Origin of the sequence: Streptomyces sp. NRRL B-24085 (assembly GCF_001282115.1) — a bacterium.
GTDB lineage: Bacteria > Actinomycetota > Actinomycetes > Streptomycetales > Streptomycetaceae > Streptomyces.
In genome coordinates, this window is the sequence record NZ_LJBR01000057.1 from 35,912 (window position 1) to 54,436 (window position 18,525).

At 73.6% G+C, this 18,525-nt stretch carries 20 protein-coding genes; 11 read left to right on the forward strand and 9 right to left on the reverse strand.

Annotated elements, in window-relative coordinates; genetic code table 11:
* Positions 1 to 24: 24 nt before the first annotated feature.
* Positions 25 to 804 (reverse strand): DeoR/GlpR family DNA-binding transcription regulator, encoded by a 780-nt coding sequence (locus AOJ26_RS08580; RefSeq protein ID WP_053847599.1) that lies wholly within the window; start codon positions 802 to 804, stop codon positions 25 to 27.
* 124 nt (positions 805 to 928) lie between these two features.
* Here AOJ26_RS08580 and AOJ26_RS08585 point away from each other — a divergent pair, with 124 nt between their 5' ends.
* Both AOJ26_RS08585 and AOJ26_RS08590 read left to right on the forward strand, forming a co-directional pair.
* Positions 929 to 1,813, forward strand: a complete 885-nt coding sequence (locus AOJ26_RS08585; protein ID WP_053847600.1) for an SIS domain-containing protein — start codon at positions 929 to 931, stop codon at positions 1,811 to 1,813.
* A gap of 8 nt (positions 1,814 to 1,821) precedes the next feature.
* Complete coding sequence (locus AOJ26_RS08590; RefSeq protein WP_053847601.1) at positions 1,822 to 2,673, forward strand: class II fructose-bisphosphate aldolase; 852 nt, start codon at positions 1,822 to 1,824, stop codon at positions 2,671 to 2,673.
* On the opposite strand, the gene AOJ26_RS08595 is transcribed toward AOJ26_RS08590, so the two are convergent.
* Together AOJ26_RS08595 and AOJ26_RS08600 are read right to left on the reverse strand one after the other, a co-directional pair.
* Complete coding sequence (locus AOJ26_RS08595; protein WP_053847602.1) at positions 2,654 to 3,460, reverse strand: class I SAM-dependent methyltransferase; 807 nt, start codon at positions 3,458 to 3,460, stop codon at positions 2,654 to 2,656. The genes AOJ26_RS08590 and AOJ26_RS08595 overlap by 20 nt on opposite strands.
* Positions 3,453 to 4,595 carry a methyltransferase gene (locus AOJ26_RS08600; protein WP_053847603.1) on the reverse strand — a complete coding sequence of 381 codons (1,143 nt, stop codon included), beginning with the start codon at positions 4,593 to 4,595 and terminating at the stop codon, positions 3,453 to 3,455. The genes AOJ26_RS08595 and AOJ26_RS08600 overlap by 8 nt, the downstream gene beginning before the upstream one ends.
* A gap of 67 nt (positions 4,596 to 4,662) precedes the next feature.
* Here AOJ26_RS08600 and AOJ26_RS08605 point away from each other — a divergent pair, with 67 nt between their 5' ends.
* From AOJ26_RS08605 to AOJ26_RS08620, 4 genes are read left to right on the forward strand one after another with little or no spacing between them, the layout of a single operon-like run.
* A complete protein-coding gene (locus tag AOJ26_RS08605; protein ID WP_053847604.1) occupies positions 4,663 to 5,304 on the forward strand; it encodes an alpha-ketoglutarate-dependent dioxygenase AlkB family protein in 642 nt (213 codons plus the stop codon).
* 37 nt (positions 5,305 to 5,341) lie between these two features.
* Positions 5,342 to 6,586 (forward strand): ROK family protein, encoded by a 1,245-nt coding sequence (locus tag AOJ26_RS08610; RefSeq protein WP_053847605.1) that lies wholly within the window; start codon positions 5,342 to 5,344, stop codon positions 6,584 to 6,586.
* Positions 6,579 to 7,301 (forward strand): NUDIX hydrolase, encoded by a 723-nt coding sequence (locus AOJ26_RS08615; protein WP_053847606.1) that lies wholly within the window; start codon positions 6,579 to 6,581, stop codon positions 7,299 to 7,301. Before AOJ26_RS08610 ends, AOJ26_RS08615 begins: the two co-directional genes overlap by 8 nt.
* 1 nt (position 7,302) lies before the next feature.
* Entirely contained in the window at positions 7,303 to 7,752 is a 450-nt protein-coding gene (locus tag AOJ26_RS08620; RefSeq protein ID WP_053847607.1) for an RpiB/LacA/LacB family sugar-phosphate isomerase, read from the forward strand.
* 14 nt (positions 7,753 to 7,766) lie between these two features.
* Here AOJ26_RS08620 and AOJ26_RS08625 read toward each other — a convergent pair whose 3' ends face one another.
* Positions 7,767 to 8,738, reverse strand: coding sequence for an NAD-dependent epimerase/dehydratase family protein (locus AOJ26_RS08625; protein WP_053847608.1), 972 nt, complete (start codon positions 8,736 to 8,738; stop codon positions 7,767 to 7,769).
* A 231-nt stretch (positions 8,739 to 8,969) separates the two neighbouring features.
* Here AOJ26_RS08625 and AOJ26_RS08630 point away from each other — a divergent pair, with 231 nt between their 5' ends.
* The gene (locus AOJ26_RS08630; protein ID WP_053847609.1) at positions 8,970 to 9,230 is read left to right on the forward strand and encodes a hypothetical protein; all 261 of its coding nucleotides are present in this window, start codon (positions 8,970 to 8,972) and stop codon (positions 9,228 to 9,230) included.
* Positions 9,231 to 9,239: 9 nt separating this feature from the next.
* On the opposite strand, the gene AOJ26_RS08635 is transcribed toward AOJ26_RS08630, so the two are convergent.
* From AOJ26_RS08635 to AOJ26_RS08645, 3 genes are all read right to left on the reverse strand, one after another.
* Positions 9,240 to 10,163 carry a phosphotriesterase family protein gene (locus tag AOJ26_RS08635; protein WP_053847610.1) on the reverse strand — a complete coding sequence of 308 codons (924 nt, stop codon included), beginning with the start codon at positions 10,161 to 10,163 and terminating at the stop codon, positions 9,240 to 9,242.
* Positions 10,157 to 10,783, reverse strand: coding sequence for a DUF4865 family protein (locus AOJ26_RS08640; protein WP_053847611.1), 627 nt, complete (start codon positions 10,781 to 10,783; stop codon positions 10,157 to 10,159). The genes AOJ26_RS08635 and AOJ26_RS08640 overlap by 7 nt, the downstream gene beginning before the upstream one ends.
* 96 nt (positions 10,784 to 10,879) lie before the next feature.
* A complete protein-coding gene (locus tag AOJ26_RS08645; RefSeq protein WP_053847612.1) occupies positions 10,880 to 11,473 on the reverse strand; it encodes a TetR/AcrR family transcriptional regulator in 594 nt (197 codons plus the stop codon).
* Between the two features lie 171 nt (positions 11,474 to 11,644).
* On the opposite strand from AOJ26_RS08645, the gene AOJ26_RS08650 reads away from it, so the two are divergent.
* The 3 genes from AOJ26_RS08650 to AOJ26_RS08660 are packed head-to-tail and all read left to right on the forward strand — an operon-like array spanning position 11,645 to position 15,353.
* Positions 11,645 to 11,938 carry an SHOCT domain-containing protein gene (locus AOJ26_RS08650; RefSeq protein WP_053847620.1) on the forward strand — a complete coding sequence of 98 codons (294 nt, stop codon included), beginning with the start codon at positions 11,645 to 11,647 and terminating at the stop codon, positions 11,936 to 11,938.
* Positions 11,935 to 12,795, forward strand: a complete 861-nt coding sequence (locus tag AOJ26_RS08655; RefSeq protein ID WP_234358503.1) for an ABC transporter ATP-binding protein — start codon at positions 11,935 to 11,937, stop codon at positions 12,793 to 12,795. Before AOJ26_RS08650 ends, AOJ26_RS08655 begins: the two co-directional genes overlap by 4 nt.
* A complete protein-coding gene (locus AOJ26_RS08660; RefSeq protein ID WP_053847613.1) occupies positions 12,792 to 15,353 on the forward strand; it encodes an ABC transporter permease in 2,562 nt (853 codons plus the stop codon). The genes AOJ26_RS08655 and AOJ26_RS08660 overlap by 4 nt, the downstream gene beginning before the upstream one ends.
* Positions 15,354 to 15,806: 453 nt before the next feature.
* On the opposite strand, the gene AOJ26_RS08665 is transcribed toward AOJ26_RS08660, so the two are convergent.
* Positions 15,807 to 16,328: an ATP-binding protein gene (locus AOJ26_RS08665; protein WP_063790253.1), complete on the reverse strand. Its 522-nt coding sequence runs from the start codon at positions 16,326 to 16,328 to the stop codon at positions 15,807 to 15,809.
* A gap of 185 nt (positions 16,329 to 16,513) precedes the next feature.
* Positions 16,514 to 16,837: a hypothetical protein gene (locus AOJ26_RS08670; RefSeq protein ID WP_053847615.1), complete on the reverse strand. Its 324-nt coding sequence runs from the start codon at positions 16,835 to 16,837 to the stop codon at positions 16,514 to 16,516.
* 351 nt (positions 16,838 to 17,188) lie between these two features.
* Here AOJ26_RS08670 and AOJ26_RS08675 point away from each other — a divergent pair, with 351 nt between their 5' ends.
* A complete protein-coding gene (locus AOJ26_RS08675; RefSeq protein WP_053847616.1) occupies positions 17,189 to 18,334 on the forward strand; it encodes a PLP-dependent cysteine synthase family protein in 1,146 nt (381 codons plus the stop codon).
* Positions 18,335 to 18,525: the final 191 nt, after the last annotated feature.

Here is an 18,525-nt window from a genome sequence, read left to right on the forward strand (position 1 = left end):
CCGCGGGTGTCAGGGGAACCGTCCTCACACCGTGAGGACCCGCAGCCCCGCCTCCTCGAACCGCCGGATCGTCTCGGGGGCCGCCGCCGAGTCCGTGACCAGGGTGCCGACCTGCCCGGCGGCGCAGATCCGGGCGAACGCCCGCTGCCCCAGCTTGCTGGAGTCGGCGGCCACGACGACCCGTTCGGCCCGCTCGCACAGCAGCCGGTTGATCGCGGCCTCCGCCTCGTCGTGGGCGGCGGCACCGTGCGTGACGTCGAACGCGACGACCCCCAGGACCGCCACGTCGAGCGTCACCTGACCGAGCACCCCGTCCGCGAGCGGCCCGACGAGCTCGTACGACTGCGGACGCGCGACCCCGCCGGTCAGCACGATCTTGAACTGGGGGCGTACCGCCAGCTCATTGGCGATGTTGAGCGCGTTGGTGACGATCGTCAGGCCAGGGGAGCCGCCGGAGAGGTCTCCGCGCACGGCGAGGGCCCTGGCCACCTCGGTGGTGGTCGTGCCGCCGGTCAGTCCGACGGCCTCGCCGGGCGCGATCAGTTCCCCGACCGCCTTCGCGATGCGCTGCTTCTCGGAGGCGTGGCGGGCCGTCTTGTACCGCAGGGGCAGCTCGTACGAGACGCCGTGCACGACCGCCCCGCCCCGGGTGCGCACCAGCATCTGCTGCTCGGCGAGCTGGTCGAAGTCACGGCGGATGGTCGCCGCCGAGACCTCCAGGTCGGCGGCCGCCTCCTCGACGTCCAGCCGGCCCCGCTCGACGAGCAGTTCCAGCAGCGCCTTCCAACGGGCGTCCCGCGACATCCGCACCCTCCGTCCCTCGCCCTCCCGGCGACCCTAGCGCACCCTTCCTCCGTGCAGATGCTTGATTGTGCTCGAAACATGGCTATATCTTGCAAGAACAATCACAGCGACCGAGGGGTACGGCATGACTCATGTCGAGGACGAGCTGACCAGCCAGCCCGCGTGCTGGACCCGGGCCGCGAGCGAGGCGCCACGCCACTCCGGCGCGCTTCCGGCGGCCGGGGAGCGGGTCGCGATCGTCGGATGCGGCACCTCGTACTTCATGGCGCAGGCGGCCGCGGTGCTCAGGGAGCACGCGGGGCAGGGCGAGACCGACGCCTTCGCCGCCTCCGAGTTCCCGGCCGGCCGCGCGTACGACCGGGTCCTCGCCCTCACCCGCTCCGGCACCACCACCGAAGTACTCGACCTGCTCGGGCGGTTGAAGGGCAGCACCCGCACCACCGCGGTCACCGCCGACCCGGACACCCCCGTCATGACCGCAGCCGACGAGGTCGTCGTCCTCGACTTCGCCGACGAACGCTCCGTCGTCCAGACCCGGTTCGCGACCACCGCCCTCACCCTGCTCCGCGCCCACCTGGGCCTGCACACCGACGCCGTGGTCGCCGACGCCCGCACCGCGCTCTCGACGCCCCTTCCCGAAGGGCTCGTCGACTGCACGCAGTTCACCTTCCTCGGCCGCGGCTGGACGGTGGGACTGGCCCACGAGGCCGGACTGAAGATGCGCGAGGCCTGTCTCGCCTGGACCGAGGCCTACCCGGCGATGGAGTACCGGCACGGCCCCATCAGCGTCACCACCCGCGGCACTGCCACCTGGATGCTCGGCGAGGCTCCCGAGGGCCTGGCCGAACAGGTGCGGGATACCGGCGCACTGTGGGTGCCGGGCACCCTGGACCCCCTCGCCGAACTGGTCCGCGTGCAGCGCCTCGCGGTCGCCGTCGCCGCGGCCCGCGGCCTCGACCCGGACCGGCCCCGCCACCTCACCCGCTCGGTGATCCTCGCCCGCCCCTAGGAGACGTCGTGCCCCTGGTCACCACCGGCGAGCTCGTCACCCGTGCCGCCGGCACCCGTTCCGCGGTCGCCGCCTTCAACATCATCACCCTGGAACACGTCGAGGCCGTCGTCGCCGCCGCCGAGTCCCTGGACTCGCCGGTCGTCCTCCAGGTCAGCGAGAACGCCGTCAAGTTCCGCCAGGGCCGCCTCCACCCGCTCGCCCGGGCCGCCGTCGCCGCGGCCGAACGCGCCGCCGTACCCGTCGCACTGCACCTCGACCACGTCAAGAGCGACGACCTGCTGCGCCAGGCGGCCGACGCGGGATGCAGCTCCGTCATGTACGACGCGGCCCACCTGCCCTACGCCGAGAACCTCGCCGCGACCCGGGCCGCGGCCGACTGGGCGCACTCCCAAGGGCTCTGGATCGAGGCGGAGTTGGGCGAGGTCGGCGGCAAGAACGGCGCACCCCCGCTCGACGCCCACGCCCCCGGCGCCCGCACCGACCCCGCCGAGGCCCGCGCCTTCGTCACCGACTCCGGTGTGGACGCCCTCGCCGTGGCCGTCGGCAGCGCCCACGCGATGACCGAGCGCACCGCCACGCTCGACCACGACCTCCTCAAGCGCCTGTCCGGCGCCCTGGACGTCCCTCTCGTGCTGCACGGCTCCTCCGGTGTCCGCGACGAGGAACTCACCGCGGCCGTCGCGGGCGGCATCGCCAAGGTCAACGTCGGCACCGCGCTCAACCTCGCCCTGACCGGCGCGCTCCGGGACCACCTCGCGGCCCACCCCGACGCGGTGGACCCGCGCACCTACCTGAGGAGCGGAAGGGACGCCATGACCGGGGCCGCCCGGCGGATCATCACGCTGCTCGCGCGGTGAGGACGGGCTGGTAGAACCCACTGGACGCCGGATCGTGCCAGCGCACGTCGGCGAAACCGGCGGCGGTCACGAACTCCGTGAGCCGCGCGCGGGTCAGCGCCCACGACGTCGTACGGCGGACGCGGACCGCCCAGTCGTCCCCGCCGCCGGACAGGAGCTGGAAGTACTCCTGGTCGTAGCGCTCGCCGTCCGGGTGCCAGTGCCACAACTGGAAGGTGATCACCCGGCCGTCGGGGCCCTCCGAGACCTGCGGGGGAGCGGCTCCCGGCCGGGTCCTCCGGAGCTCGTCGTAATCCCTGAGCGTGAGCAGCAACAGGCCCCCGTCCCGCAGCACCCGCCGCATGCCCGCCAGGGCCGCCGCCACGTCCGGGGCCGTCAGCAGGTGGGCCAGCGAGTTGTCGGCGCAGACGACCGCGTCGAAGACCGACGCCGCGAACGGCAGCCGTCGCATGTCCGCGGCGGCCGCCGGCAGCCGGGCGCCGCGCGACGCCGCCTCCGCCGCGGCACGCATGACCGCGACGGGACTGAGATCGCTGCCGACGACCCGGTGTCCGGCCAGCGCCAGCCCGATCGCCTGGGTCCCGATCCCGCACGAGCAGTCCAGCACCCGGCGCGGACCCGGCCCGAGGAGCGCGCCCAGCGCAGCCGCCTGCCGGGCCATGCTCGCGTCCCAGTCCGGGAAGATCCGGTGGTAGTCCGGAGCGAGTGAGTCGTAGAAGTCCCTCGCCGAGGAAGCCGGGGAAGCCGGGGAAGCCGGGGAGGCAGGGGAATCCGGGGATTCAGTCACTCGACCTTTTTACCGCCTTGAGCACCACGAACTTGCGGTCGCTCGCGACCAGTTGACTGTCGCCGAACAGTTTCCGCAGCTTCACGTGGTACCCGAGGTGCCGGTTCCCGACCACCCACAGCTCGCCACCGGGCCGTAGCGTCCTGCGCGCACCCGAGAACATCCGCCAGGCCGTCGCGTCGGTCGTGGCCTGGTGGGAGTGGAAGGGCGGGTTGTTCAGGACGAGGTCGACGCTGTCCGCCGCGACCCCCGCCAGACCGTCCCCGACCCGGAACTCCGCCTGCCCCGGCACCCCGTTCGCCTTGTACGTCCCCTCCGCCGAGGCCACGGCCTGGAAGGACTCGTCGACGAACAGCACCTCGGCCTCGGGGTTGGCGAGAGCCATGGCCGTACCGACGATTCCGTTGCCGCAGCCCAGGTCCACGATCCGCCGGTGGCCGCGGCCGTCCGGCAGGTGCTGGAGGAAGAACCGGGTGCCGATGTCGAGCCGGTCCGCGCAGAAGACGCCCGCGTGGTTGACGACGGGCCGCCCGGAGACGGCACCGATGCCGTCCGGGAGCGTGTAGCCGTACGGCCACGGGTTGGCGGGCCGTTCGAGCGACGGCTCGGGCGTGCAGAAGACGAGCCGGGCCTTCTTCCGCGCCAGCGAGGTGCGGGTCGGGCCGAGGATCCGCTCGAACAGCTGGAGCGTGGAGGTGTGGATCTCCTTCACCATGCCGGTGCCGACGACCACCGTGCCCTCGTGCACCGCCGGAGCCAGCCGCGAGAGCTGGTCCTCCAGCAGGGCCAGGCTCTTCGGCACGCGCACCAGCAGGACGTCGATCCGGTCGGGCGGCGGGTCCTGCGTGGTGAGCAGCCGCACGGTGCCGGGCTCGACACCGGCGCGAGCCAGGTTGGCGCGGGTCGCCTCCTGGCTCAGCCAGGAGTCCGTGATCTGCACCGGCCGGTGCGCCGCCAGCGCGGTGACCAGGGCGCCCCAGCGGTCCCCGACCACCACGACGGTGCCGGACAGCGCCACCCCCTCGTCCGCGAGATGCCCCAGCAGGTACTCGTCGGAGGCGTCCCAGGCGCGCAGCAGGTCGCGCGGGTCCTCGGGGAAACGGGTGAGGGCGAGTTCGCCCCAGGGCGTCGTCATTCGGTCGTCCATCGTGCGTCCAGGCTATCGGAGCCGCAGCTCAGACCCCTCGGGCAGGATGGAACCCATGGACGCCGAGCTGTTCCCCCGAGCCCGTACGGAGGTCGCGCCGGGCGCGGTGCACGTACCGGACTGGCTGGCCCCGGCACGGCAGCGCGAGCTGCTGGCGGCCTGCCGCCAGTGGGCGCGCCCGCCCGCCGGGCTGCGCACGGTCCGCACCCCGGGCGGCGGCACGATGACCGCGCGGCAGGTCTGCCTGGGCTGGCACTGGTACCCGTACGCCTACGCCCGCACGGTCGTCGACGGCGACGGGGCACCGGTCAAGCCCTTCCCGCCGTGGCTGGGCGAGCTGGGCCGGGAGGCCGTGCGGGACGCCCTGGACACCGACGCCTCCGGATACGACATCGCGCTGATCAACTTCTACGACGGGGACGCCCGCATGGGCATGCACCGCGACAGCGACGAGAAGTCGGACGCGCCCGTGGTCTCCCTGAGCCTCGGCGACACCTGCGTCTTCCGCTTCGGCAACCCCGAGACCCGGACCAGGCCGTACACGGACGTCGAGCTGCGCAGCGGCGACCTGTTCGTCTTCGGCGGCCCGTCGAGGCTCGCGTACCACGGGGTCCCCCGCGTGCATCCGGGCACCGCGCCGCCCGAGTTGGGGCTGACGGGACGGCTGAACATCACGCTGCGGGTCAGCGGCCGCTAGCGCGGGACGGCCGGCGGATCATGGGAGACTCGCCCTCATGAGCGGCAAGGCGGACCCCCGGACGGCGGGGGAAGGGACCACCTCGAGGGCGCGGCTGGACCGGGGGCGCGGTGCGCTCGGGCCCGCGTTGGAGCTCGTGCACACCGGACGGGCGCCCACCCGGGCCGTGCTCACCGCCGAACTCGGGGTCACCCGGGCGACGGCCGGCGCGGTCGCCGCCGAACTGGAGGCGCTCGGGCTGATCCGCGTCGACGCCCGGCCCACCGCGGCCGCCGGTTCGCAGGGCAGGCCCTCGCACCGGCTCGCGGTCGCCGAGGACGGCCCCGTCGTGCTGGCCGCGCAGGTGCACGCCGACGGCTTCCGGGCCGCCCTGGTCGGTCTGGGCGGCCGTATCGTCGCCACCGCCCCCGGCAGCGAGACCATCGACGCCGACCCGGCGAAGGTCCTCGGCTCCGTCGTGGAGGCGGGCGCCGACCTGCTGCGCTCGACGGGCAGGCGCTGCGTGGGCGCGGGACTCGCCGTGCCGTCCGCGGTCGCCGAACCCGACGGACTGGCCCTCAACCCCCTGCACCTGGCCTGGCCGGCGGGAGCCCCCGTCCGCCGTATCTTCGGCGAGTGCGTGCGCGCCGCCGGCCTCACCGGACCGGCCTTCGCGGGCAACGACGTCAACCTCGCCGCACTCGCCGAGCACCGCCACGGCGCCGGCCGCGGCGCCCGCGACCTGCTGTGCGTGGCGACCGGACACCGGGGCGTGGGCGGCGCCCTGGTGCTCGACGGGCGGCTGCACACCGGCAGTTCGGGCCTCGCCCTGGAGGTCGGCCACCTCACCGTGAACCCCGAGGGCCGTCCCTGTCACTGCGGCAGCCGCGGCTGTCTGGACGTCGAGGCCGACCCGCTGGCCCTGCTCACGGCGGCGGGACTCGACCCCGGTCCCGAACAGTCCCTGCTCCGGCAGGCCGACGACCTCGTGCGCGACCACTACGACGACCCCGCCGTCCGCAGGGCGGCCGAGTCGCTCATCGACCGCCTGGGCCTCGGGCTCGCCGGTCTGGTCAACATCCTCAACCCGGACCGGATCATCCTCGGCGGCCTCCACCGCACCCTCCTGGACGCCGACCCCGGGCGTCTGCGGGCCGTTGTCGCCGACCGCAGCCTGTGGGGGCAGAGCGGCGGCGTCCCCATCCTGGCCTGCACCCTGGACCACAACAGCCTCGTCGGAGCGGCCGAGCTGGCGTGGCAGCCGGTGCTGGACGACCCACTGGGGGCACTGGCCCGTGGCTGAACTGCTGGAGGCCGGGGGACTGCGCCTGGTCGAGGTGGCGGCCCCGGTGCTCCCGCCCGAGGCGCGGACGGCCATGGACCGCGCGTGGGGCGAGGCCGTCCTGGCCAACCCGGCCCTGTTCGACGGCCCGGTGGCGGTCTGCGCGGGGCTCTCCCGGCAGGCCCCGGACACCCTGGTCGTCTCCTGGTCCCGGACGACCTACCGCTACTTCGCCCTGCGCCGCGTCCCGGGCGCCACCGTCCTGCGGTCCCTGTTCGTGAGCGTGGTGCAGCCGACGGAGGACGGACGCGTCGTGGTGGGCCGCATGTCCTCGGCCACGGCCGCGCCCGGCCGCTGGCAGTTCCCCGGCGGATCGGTGGAACCGCCCACCGGCCCTGAGCCGCTCGACGAGCACGCCCTGCGCCGCCACGCCGCGGTGGAGCTGGCCGAGGAGACGGGCGTCGGCCTGTCGCCCGCCGACCTCACCCGCTGTCTGGTGACCTACGGCGAGGACGGCCAGGTCGGCGTCCACTACCTGGCGCCGCCGCTGCCCGCGCCCCTGCTCCACGAGCGTTTCGAGGCGCTCGTGGCCGCGGAGACGGCACGCGGGCGCGCCCCCGAGTTCGACCGGATCGTCCTCGTCGGCTCACCGGCCGAGCTGCCGGATCTCGCCGGCCCGCACGTGGTCTACCTGGAACCCGTGGTCCGTTGGACGCACCGCCGAGTAGGCTCGTGACATGCGGATCTCCGTCTCCTCGGACATGGACGAACCGGTCGCGCGCACCCTCCTCGCCGAGCTACGGGCACGCGGCCACGAAGTCGTCGCACACGGCGCCCTGCGTCCCGGCGCCGACCCGCAGTGGGCCGTCTGCTCCGAGGCCGCGGCCCGTGACGTGGCCGAGGGCACGGCCGACCAGGCCGTCGTGTGCTGCTGGACCGGCACCGGCGCCTCCATCGCCGCGAACAAGGTCCCGGGCGTACGGGCCGCCCTGTGCACGGACGCCCGCACCGCGGACGGCGCCCGCCGCTGGAACGACGCCAACGTCCTGGCGCTCAGCCTGCGCCTCACCTCCGAGCCGCTCCTCAAGGAGATCCTCGACGCCTGGTTCGCCGCGGCGGCCAGCGAGGACGCCGAGGACCGCGAGAACGTGGCCCGGGTGGAACGCCTGGACGCCGGCCGGGCCTAGCCGCACGCGCGCGCTCAGACGCCGAGCGGGCCCGCCACCTTCAGCTCCCCGTGGTCGATCAGCCACCGCACCGACTCCAGTACGGCGGCCTCCGGTTCGTAGCGCGGGGCGTAACCGAGGAGGATCCTGGCCTTCTCGATGGAGAGGTACTGGCTGCGGTGCAGGTGCTCCCAGCTCACCCGGGCGTGTTCCGGGTCCGTGCCGCCGCGGAACTCCTCCCAGGTCACCGGCTCCAGCGACGCGCTCCGCCCGAACCACCCGGCCGCGACCCGGGCGTACCCCCGGACGTTCAGCGCGGTGGGGGCCACGATGTTGAAGTCCTCTCCGGCCGCCGCGGCCCGCTGCCCGACCGCCCGCTCGAAGGCCTGTGCCACGTCGTCCGCGTGCACGTGGTGCATCAGCTCGACACCGCTGCCGGGGATCTTCAGCGGCTGTCCGGCCGAGAGCGCGTACCAGACGGCGGGGTCGAAGCTCCCCAGCGGACCGACCGGGTGCCAGCCGGGTCCGACGATGTGCCCGGGGTGCAGAGAGGTCGTCACCAGGCCCCCGGCGGCGGTCTCCGCCTTCAGCATCCGGGCGATCCGGTCCTTCTGGATGCCGTACTCCCCGACGGGCGGGGTGCCCGTGGTCTCGGAGACCGGCAGCCGGTCGGCGGGGCCGTGCCGCCACACGCTGCCGCAGTGCAGCAGGTGCCCGGCCTCGCCGCGCAGCCGCTCGACCAGCGCGGTGGCCGAGTCCAGGGTGAAGCAGACCAGGTCGACGACGACGTCCGGCCGCAGCCCGGCCACGCGGTCGCCGAAGGTGCCCTCGCCGTCCTCCCGCTGCCGGTCGGCGACCACCTGACGCACCTGCTGCCATTCCGGGGCGTCGGCGTAGGCGGTGCGCGTGCCACGACTGATGTTGATCACTTCATGACCGGCACGGACCAGCCGGGGGACCAGGAAGGTGCCGATGTGCCCGCTACCGCCGATGACGACGACTCGCATGTTCTCCCCATCAGTGTCAGATCGGTCAGGTCAGTCTGGTCAGGCCCCGGGCGGCGCCGTCAAGCTCCACGGGGCCGTGACCAGCGGCCGGTGCAGGTCGGCCCGGCGTACGGACAGACCGGTCGGGACAGGCACGTCGGGGACCCCCGCCCCGGGCCCGGAACCAGCGGCTTCGGTCTGCATCTCGGTGGCCCGAGGGGCGTTGTCAGCGGCGGCGACTAGCCTGCGGGCATGATCGACGCGACCGCGGACGACCACGCCTTCCCGCCCGCCCTCGCCGCCCTGTGGTGCGTGCGGTCGGGGCGGCCGCTCGTCGAACAGCCCGATGGAGGTCGTGGAGCACGAGCGAACGACGGCCGCCCGCACCCGGTGCTCACCGCACTCGCCGAGCGCCACGCGACCACCCCGCGCCGCGCCACCCGTGACATCGGCGCTGCCGCCCGGGCCGAATTCCCGGCTTCCTCCGAGGACATCGACGCCCTCTGCCGCTGAGCGGCGGAGTCAGGGCCGCTTCCACTCCACGGCCAGGGCCCGACCGGGGTTGTCGACCAGGATGCGTCGTACCAGGTCCTCACCCAGCTCGGCCGCGAGCCGCGGACGCACCCGGCGCAGCAGGTACGGCATCCCGGGGCCCCCGTCGACCGACCGGGCGGCCGCGGTCGTGGTGTCGCCGCCCAGGAGCAGTCGGTCCCCGTGACCCGCCTCGGCCAGGTTCCGTACGGCGTCCGGCATGCGCCAGTCCGTGGCGTGGTTGGCGCGCGACGGCCCGTCGAAGGCGAGCCAGCAGCCCGACGCCGCGGCCTGGCGGTGCACGGTGAAGTCGGGGGAGCGGTTGAGGTGCCCGAGGATCACCCGCCCCGGTGGCACCCCCAACTCCCCGCACAGCAGGTCCAGTACGTCCAGCGCGCCGGTGCCCAGCTCCAGGTGGACGGCGATCGGCGCCCCCGTCGCACGATGGGCCTCGGCCGCCGCCGACATCGTCCAGCGGGCGTGCGCGTCGAGGGCGTGGAAACCGCCCGCCACCTTGATCAGGCCCGCCCGGACCCCCGACTCGCGGATGCCTTCGGTCAGTTCGGCCACGAACACCTCGGCGAGCCTGCCGCGCAGCCCGGCGAGCGTGTCGTCGTCGTAGTGGACCGCCTGGTGCAGCCCGGTCGCGGCGACGATCCGCACCCCGGTCTCCCGCGACAGGGCAGGCAGTTCGGCGGCCCGCCGCCCCAGCCCGTACGGCGTCCACTGCACCACGGCGCCACCGCCCTGCGCGGCGAACGCGGTCAGCTCCGCCCGCGCCGCGGAGACGCTGCGCAGCTCCTGCCCGGGCAGCCGGGGACTGGCGAAGAACAGGTGGTCGTGGGCGTCGCACACCCCGAGCCGTTCGGCGGGGACGTCACCGGACACCGTGCGGACGGCTGCCGCCCTCACCACTGCCGCCCCCGCGGCAGGCGCTCCCGGCCCGGCGCCGACACGTGCAGCACCTCGAACACTTCGCCGTCCGCCTTGGGCGACTCGTGCGTCCAGAGCGAGAAGTGCACGAGCTCCCAGCGGGCGGTGTCCACGACCGCGGCCGCGCACACCGCGCCGTCCTCCCCGGCCAGCCGCCCCGTCTCACCCACCGCGTCCGCCATCACCCGGGCCAACTCGACGCCGTCGGGCACCGATTGCCGCCGTCGCACGGCCCACCGGGCGGGGGAGACGACGGCGCCCGCGGTGGCACCGGCGGGGTCCGCGGTGGAGTTCGCGGCGCCTCCCTGCTCGTACGCCACGCCCGTCCACTGGCGCACCGTCGGCCGCCCGAAGTCGTCGCTGAGCCCCTGGAAGGCGCCTCCCCAGAGGAAGGTGTTCATGCCCTCCGTCGTGTTCCAGAGGTAGAAGGGCGCGTACTGGTTGACGGGCGAGCCGTGCACCCCGCGCTCGCGCATCAGGTACGTCTTGAAGCCGAGCCCCTCCCAGTCGTCCAGCAGATGCCCGACCCGCTCGACGCGCGCGCGGACGACGCCCATGTCGTAGTCGGCGGGCAGGGTGAGTTCGTACTGCATGGCGTGCATCGGCGTCTCCTCGGGCGTGGTGGTCCTCCCGGGCGGCGTGCGTGTCCCGGTCGGCCGTCGTGTCGTCCCGCGCGGCCCCGGCGACCGCGAGACGGGTCAGGAAGGCGTGCGGCCCGGCTGCGAGCCGGCGAGCAGCGAGAGCAGGCCCCGCACGCCGGTGTCGAACGCGGCGGGCGAGCCGGACGCGCGGGCGAGGACATAGCCGCCCTGGACCGTCGCGAGCACGGTCGCCGCGATCTCCTCGCCGTCCAGCGAGGCCGCGAACTGGCCCTGTTCCTTGCCCTCTTCGACGATCCCGGCGATGCGCTCGCGGATCCAGTCGATCGTCTCGTCGACCGGCGCGCGCAGTTCGTCACTGGCGACGACGTCGGGATCCATCGTGAGCCGGCCGACCGGGCAGCCGCGCAGCACGTCCCGCTCGCGCCGCAGATACGCCTCGATGCGCTCGTACGGCGTCCCGGGCCCGCCGAGCACGCCCTCCGCGGCGGCCCGCAGCTCCTCGGCGGTCCTGCGGATCGCGGCCAGGGCGAGGTCGGGCTTGCCCTTGAAGTGGTGGTACATGCTGCCCTGTCCGGCACCCGCGCGCTCCAGGATGGCCTTGGGGCTGGTCCCCACGTAGCCGCGCTCCCACAGCAGCTCACGGGTGGACTCGATCAGTCGTTCCGGGGTGCTCATACCGGCACTGTACATACTAGTAGTTACAGAAGTCGAGGCCCCTGGGGAGCAGACGGAACAGGCCCACGTACTCCCCGGGAGGTACACACACTGCCGCTGGCCGTACGACGACCCGGCCCCCTCCCCGGAGCCAGTCTCGAAGCAGCTCCGAACGACACCTTCAGCAACTCCAGGGAGATGACCGACATGCAGACTCTCGCGCACTGGGACGGTGGTCCGGGCCCGTGGATCCTCTTCTTCCCGCTGATCTGGGCGGCCGTCGTGCTCGGCGTCGTCACCGTCCTGCGCCGCACCGCCTGGCGCGGCCGCCGCGGGCCGTGGCGCGCCACGCCCGGCCCGGGCCCCTCGGGCGACTCGCCGATCGCCATGCTCGGCCGCCGCTTCGCCTCCGGCGAGATCGACGAGGACGAGTACTGGCGCCGGCTGTCCGTCCTGGACGAGCAGTTCGGCCGTGCGGCGGGCAAGGGCGGTGCGGCATGACCGTCCCGACCCCCTCCACCGGGACGCCGCCGGCCGCCCGGGTGGTCGACGCGGTGAAGGTCTACGGCAGCGGCGACACCGGCGTGCGGGCCCTGGACGGGGTGAGCGTCGACTTCCCGGCCGGCCGCTTCACCGCGATCATGGGGCCCTCCGGCTCCGGCAAGTCCACCCTCATGCACTGCGCGGCCGGCCTCGACACGCTCACCGAGGGCGCCTCCTACATCGGTGACACCGACCTCGGCTCCCTCGACGACCGCCGTCTGACCCTCCTGCGCCGGGACCGCGTCGGGTTCGTCTTCCAGGCGTTCAACCTGGTGCCGACGCTGACCGTCGAGGAGAACATCCGGCTGCCGCTGGACCTCGCCGGCGGCAGCGGCGACCCGGAGTGGATCGACGCGCTGATCGACGTCGTCGGCCTGCGCGACCGGCTCGGCCACCGGCCGGCCGAACTCTCCGGAGGCCAGCAGCAACGCGTCGCCGTGGCCCGGGCGTTCGCGGGCCGCCCCGACGTCGTCTTCGCCGACGAGCCCACCGGCAATCTCGACTCCCGCTCCGGCGGGGAGATCCTCGGCCTCCTCGGCAGCACCGTGCGCCGCACGGCCCGCACGGTCGTCATGGTCACCCACGACCCGGTCGCCGCCGCCCACGCCGACGAGGTCGTCTTCCTCGCCGACGGGCGCCTGGTGGACCGGATGGAAGCACCGACCGCGGACAGGGTCCTGGACCGTATGAAGGCCTTCGAGACGCCTTCGCGGACCGAGGCGCTCTCACGCACGCAGACGCTCTCGCACACGCCGACCCATTCCGGTCCGGGGCCGGAAAGCGCCTCGCGCCCTCTGACGGAGGATCCCTCATGAACGCCGCCCTCCGCCTGAGCGCCTCCGCCCTGCGCGCCCACAAGCGGCGCTTCGCCGGAACCTTCCTCGCCGTGTTCCTCGGCGTCGCCTTCCTCGCCGGCACCCTCGTCATGGGCGACACCCTGCGTGCCGGCTTCGACACCATGTTCGGCAACGCGACCAGCGGAACCGACGCCGTGGTGCGCGGCGCCGAGGCCATCACCACGCCGGGGGAGAGCGAGGGGGTGCGCGAGCCGGTCGCCACCGCCCTGGTCAGGACCGTCGAGCAGGTACCCGGCGTCGCGGCCGCCGCCCCCGACATCCAGGGCGCGGGCCAGCTCGTCGGCGCGGACGGCGAGCCCGTCGGAGGGCAGGGGCCGCCCACCCTCGCGGGCAACTGGATCGACGACCCGCGGCTCAACCCGTACCGGCTCGCCGAGGGACGTGCCCCGGAGCGGTCGGGCGAGGTCGTCGTCAACCGCGGCGCCGCCGAGAAGGGCGGCCTGAGGATCGGGGACACGACGATCCTGCGGACGCCCGACCCCGTCGAGGTGACCGTCGTCGGTCTCGCGACCTTCGGCGGCGAGGACGGCATGGCCCAGGTGACTTTCACCGGCATGACCCGGGCCGACGCCGAGAAGTACCTCACGGCCAGGCCCGGTGAGGCGTCGGGCATCAAGGTGCGCGCGGGGCCCGGTGTGAGTCAGCGCGAACTCGTCGACCGGCTGACTCCCGTGCTGCCCAAGGGGGTTGAGGCGATCACCGGCCAGGAGTCGGCCGCGGAGAACACCGACATGATCTCCAGTCAGTTCCTGACCCTCTTCACGACCTTCCTGCTGGTGTTCTCGGGCGTGGCCCTCCTGGTCGCCACCTTCTCCATCCACAACACCTTCGCCATCGTCGTCGCCCAACGCACGCGTGAGAACGCCTTGTTGCGGGCTCTCGGCGCCTCCCGCCGCCAGGTCACCACGTCGACCCTGACCGAGGCGAGCGTGGTGGCCGTCACCGCCTCCGCCACGGGCATCGCGGGCGGCATCGGGATCGCGGCCGGCCTCCAGAGCCTGTTCCCGGCGATCGGATTCCCCTTCCCCGAGGGCGACTTGGTGATCAGCGCGCTGTCGATGCTGCTGCCCCTGGCGGTCGGCGTCGTGGTCTGCCTGGGCTCCGCGCTGCTGCCCGCCGTACGCGCCGGACGCACCGCGCCCCTCGCCGCACTGCGCGAGACGGCCGTCGACCAGTCGGGCGCCTCCCGCGTCCGCGCCGTCACCGGAGCCGGTCTGGCCGCGCTCGCGGTGGCCGTCACCCTCACCGGCGTCCTGGTGTCACCGTCCCTCCTGCTCGCGGGAACCGGCGCGGTCCTGGCCCTCGTCGCGTTCGTGGTCCTCGGCCCGGTCGCCGCCACCACAGCCGTACGTGTCCTCGGCGGCCCCCTCGACCGGCTCCGCGGTGTCACCGGCTCCCTCGCCCGGCGCAACGCACTGCGCAGCCCGAGGCGGACGGCCGCCACCGCGAGCGCGCTGATGATCGGCGTGGCCGTGGTCTCGCTGTTCACGGTGTTCGGGGCGTCCCTGAAGGCCACCATGGACCAGACGGTCTCCCGGTCCTTCGCGGGCGATGTCGCCGTCAGCACCCCGTCGTTCGGCGCGGGCGGCAGCGGCCTGAGCCCCCGGCTCGCCGGAGCGCTCGAGTCCCTCCCCGAGGTGGACACCGCTGTCGGCCTCGGCCGCGGAGTCGCCGAAGTCGACGGCGAGGGCCGGGCGTTGACCGTCACCGATCCGCTGGCCCTGGAGCGCACCTTCGACCTGGGCACCGTGCACGGCTCCCTGAGCGACCTCGGCACCGACGGCATCGCCGTCACCCGGGCGGAGGCCGAGAAGCGGGGCCTCACGACCGGGGACGAGGTCCGGCTCGCCTTCACCGACGGGGAGAAGCACCCCTTCACGGTCCGCGCGGTCTACGGCCGGTCGGAGCTGGCGGGGGACTACGTCATCACCCGGGCGGCCTGGGCCCCGCACCGCACCCAGGACGCGGACACCCTCGTAGCGGTCTCCTTCAGGGACGGGGTGAGCGCCGACGCGGGCAAGGCGGCGGTGGAGAAGGCGGCGGCGCGCTACGGCCGTCCCGAGGTGCAGACCCGTGACGAGTACGCGCAGTCCTCGGCGGGCGGCATCGACATGATGCTGACACTGGTCTACGCGCTGCTCGCCCTCGCGGTCCTCATCGCGCTGCTGGGCATCGCCAACACGCTGACCCTGGCGATCCACGAGCGCACCCGCGAACTGGGCCTGCTCAGGGCGGTGGGCCAGACCCGTTCCCAGCTGCGCGCCATGGTCCGCTGGGAGTCGGTCCTGGTCGCCGCCTTCGGCACGGTCGGCGGACTCGGCCTCGGCGTCTTCCTGGGCTGGGTCCTGGTCAGGGCCTCGGACGGCACCAGCGACAGCACCTTCGCCTTCGCACTGCCACCCCTGCGACTGGCGATCGTCGCCCTGGTGGGCCTGACCGCGGGAGCCCTCGCGGGTCTGCGCCCGTCGCACCGCGCGGCCCGTCTCGACGTACTGCGAGCGATCGCGACCGAGTGAAACGAGCCAGGGCCTACCGCCGGATGCCGATCCGGTTCGTGGGCCGGGAGGGCGTCGGAGGGGCACACCGGTGGGAGACGTCGCAACGGCGGTCGTGCGAAGCCCCGTTGGGGAACGCCTCGTACGGCCGCCCTGCCACGGAAGCCTCACAAGCCGGCGCACTCCCGCGCCGCCCGCCTGGGCGGCGAGCGATCGGGCGAGGAGCCGCCGACGGTCCCCGAGCCGACGCGCCGGCCGACACGGAACCGGAAGCGCTCGCCGACGGGGACGCCGAGCGCGGGGGAGCCCCATCGAGGGAAACGGTCGAGCACCCATCCGGGGCGGCTGAGTCGACGTGCCCAACCCGGCGGCGGGCGGGGCGGGGCCGGCGGGCCGACCACGAGCCTCGCCCCGGCACCGGGCCGCGCGCACTCCGCGGGACGACGTGCAGGAGGAGAAGCCGTCACCGCCCGGTCAGCCGGCAACGGCGGACCGGGCGGGAGCGTGTTCGGGCCTGCGGCCTTCGGCCCGCACCTCGGTGAACCGCAGCGCGCTCTTGTCGAGGACGGTGCGCCGCTGCGGCCGCGCGGCGGCGGGCGTCGGCAGGGAGAACCACACGAACTTGCCCGCGTCACCGTCCGGCCGTACGCCCCAGCTCTCGCTGACCGCGGCGACCATCGCGAGCCCTCGCCCGCACGTGGCAAGCGGCTCGGTGTCCTTGATGTCGGCCACGACCGGCAGACGCGGGTCGTGGTCGTGCACCGAGACCATGAGCCGGTCGAGCAGCAGCTCGATCTCCACGGTGCACGTCTTGTCCGGCTGGGCATGGCGGTGGACGTTGGTCAACAGCTCCGTCACACCGAGTACGGCCCGGTCTATGAGGGGATCCATGTGCCAGTAGCGCAACTGCGCAGAAAGGATTCTGCGGACCTGGCCGATCCGCGAGGGCAGAGCCTGGAGCTCCACCGTGCAATGCCTGCTTGGGTGACTGATCACGGCTGCGACTCCCCGACGTGAGGTCCGGAAGAACACGGAGTTCGGATCGATCCAGCAGGTGCCTGCGTGAAACGGCCGCCTGCTGTCGTGCCCGGCGGGCTGGTTTGCAGCGTGATCGCCGGTAAACCCAGAGTGATGTGAGACCAGCGTGACGCAGGAGGCGCGTCACCGCAACTCGCGGTGACCTATTCGCTACGCCCCGCAGCCCTGCGGACGGCCTCGATGAACCGGCGTGCCGCGGGCGGCCCCGGCTCGCCCGGAGCGGGATCGTGCTCGCCCAGGGTCAGCAGGTACCGGTTGCCGTTGAGGTCGGCGAGGGCCCGGTCGTCCGAGGCGAACCACGGCTTGGAGGCGCGCACCGCCTGTACCGGCGCGCTGTCGATCTCGCTGCCGTAGCTGGTGAGCAGTTCCAGTCTGCCGTCGTTGATCCGGACCTGACCGGCCCGGGTGAGCGATCGCAGCCGCTTCCCGATCCGCACGCCCGTCGCCGTGAACTCCGGCTCCGCCATTGCCGCCCCGCCCCCTTGTGCGCGTCGGTGTGCCGGCCCGTGCTCCCGCGTGGGCCGAGAGCCGGCATCTCTGTCGTGATCCAGTGTGCGCGCCCCCGTCCGAGACGTCCGTCCCGCCCGGTGCAGTCTGCCCGCCACGAGCGTCGAGCACCAGTACGCATGACATCTCGCCGGAAGCGCCCGGAGCACTCGTCCGAATGCGCCCCCGCCCCCGTGCGCGGGGGTGCCCCCAGGGTGTCTTTGAGGCTCTCAAAGGTGTGTTTATGCAGGTGAGAAGCGTGCGGAAGGTGTCTATGATCGAGCCGTCGGCCGCGCGACGCGCCGTCGGCGCGAAGTGTTAGGAGCCCCGCCGTGAGCACCCCCCAGCAGACCCGACCCGGCGACACCCTCGACATCGACCACAGCGACACCGCCTACCGCGGCTGGCTGAAAGAAGCCGTCCGCAAGGTGCAGGCCGACGCCAACCGTTCGGCCGACACCCACCTCCTGCGCTTCCCGCTCCCGGAGAGATGGGGCATCGACCTGTACCTCAAGGACGAGTCGACCCACCCCACCGGCAGCCTCAAACACCGGCTCGCGCGCTCGCTGTTCCTCTACGGCCTGTGCAATGGCTGGATCCGGCCCGGCCGCCCGGTGATCGAGGCGTCCAGCGGCTCCACCGCCGTGTCCGAGGCCTACTTCGCCAAGCTGATCGGCGTGCCCTTCATCGCGGTCATGCCGCGCACGACGAGCGCCGAGAAGATCCGCCTCATCGAGTTCCACGGCGGCCGGTGCCACTTCGTGGACGACCCGCGCACCATGTACGAGGAGTCCGCCCGCCTCGCGGTGGAGACGGGCGGCCACTACATGGACCAGTTCACCTACGCGGAACGCGCCACGGACTGGCGGGGAAACAACAACATCGCCGAATCCATCTTCCGGCAACTGGAGTTGGAGCGTTTCCCGGAGCCCGCCTGGATCGTCGCCACGGCCGGCACCGGCGGCACCTCGGCGACCATCGCGCGGTACGTCCACTACATGCAGCACGACACCCGCATCTGTGTGGCCGATCCGGAGAACTCCTGTTTCTTCGAGGGCTGGAGCACCGGCGATCCGGACGTCACGTGCGACTGCGGCTCACGCATCGAGGGCATCGGCCGGCCCCGCATGGAACCCAGCTTCGTGCCCGGGGCGATCGACCGCATGATGAAGGTCCCGGACGCGGCCAGTGTCGCCGCCGTGCGCGCCCTGGAGCGGGCCATCGGCCGCCGCGCGGGCGGTTCGACGGGCACCGGCCTGTGGAGCGCGCTGAAGATCATCGCCGAGATGGTGGCCGAGGGACGCCGGGGGAGCGTCGTCACCCTCCTCTGCGACCCCGGCGACCGGTACCTGGACAAGTACTACTCGGACGCGTGGCTCGCCGAGCAGGGCCTCGACATCGAGCCCTACACGGCGGCGATCGCCGCACTGCTGGAGACGGGGGTCTGGCCGGGCCGGGTCGGCCCCAGCATCCCTTAGGCCCTGACGGGGGTCCCGCATCGGGCGGACCTGACAGAACTCGTACGACGGCCTCCGGATCGACCGATCCCGGGTGTCCGCTCTCCGCGGGAGGTCCGATCGAGGTCTCCGCAGGCCGTCGGGTCGAGACGCAGCGGGTTCCCGACGGCCTCGCCGTCCGTCACCGGCACGCGGCGGATGCCCGTCCCGGC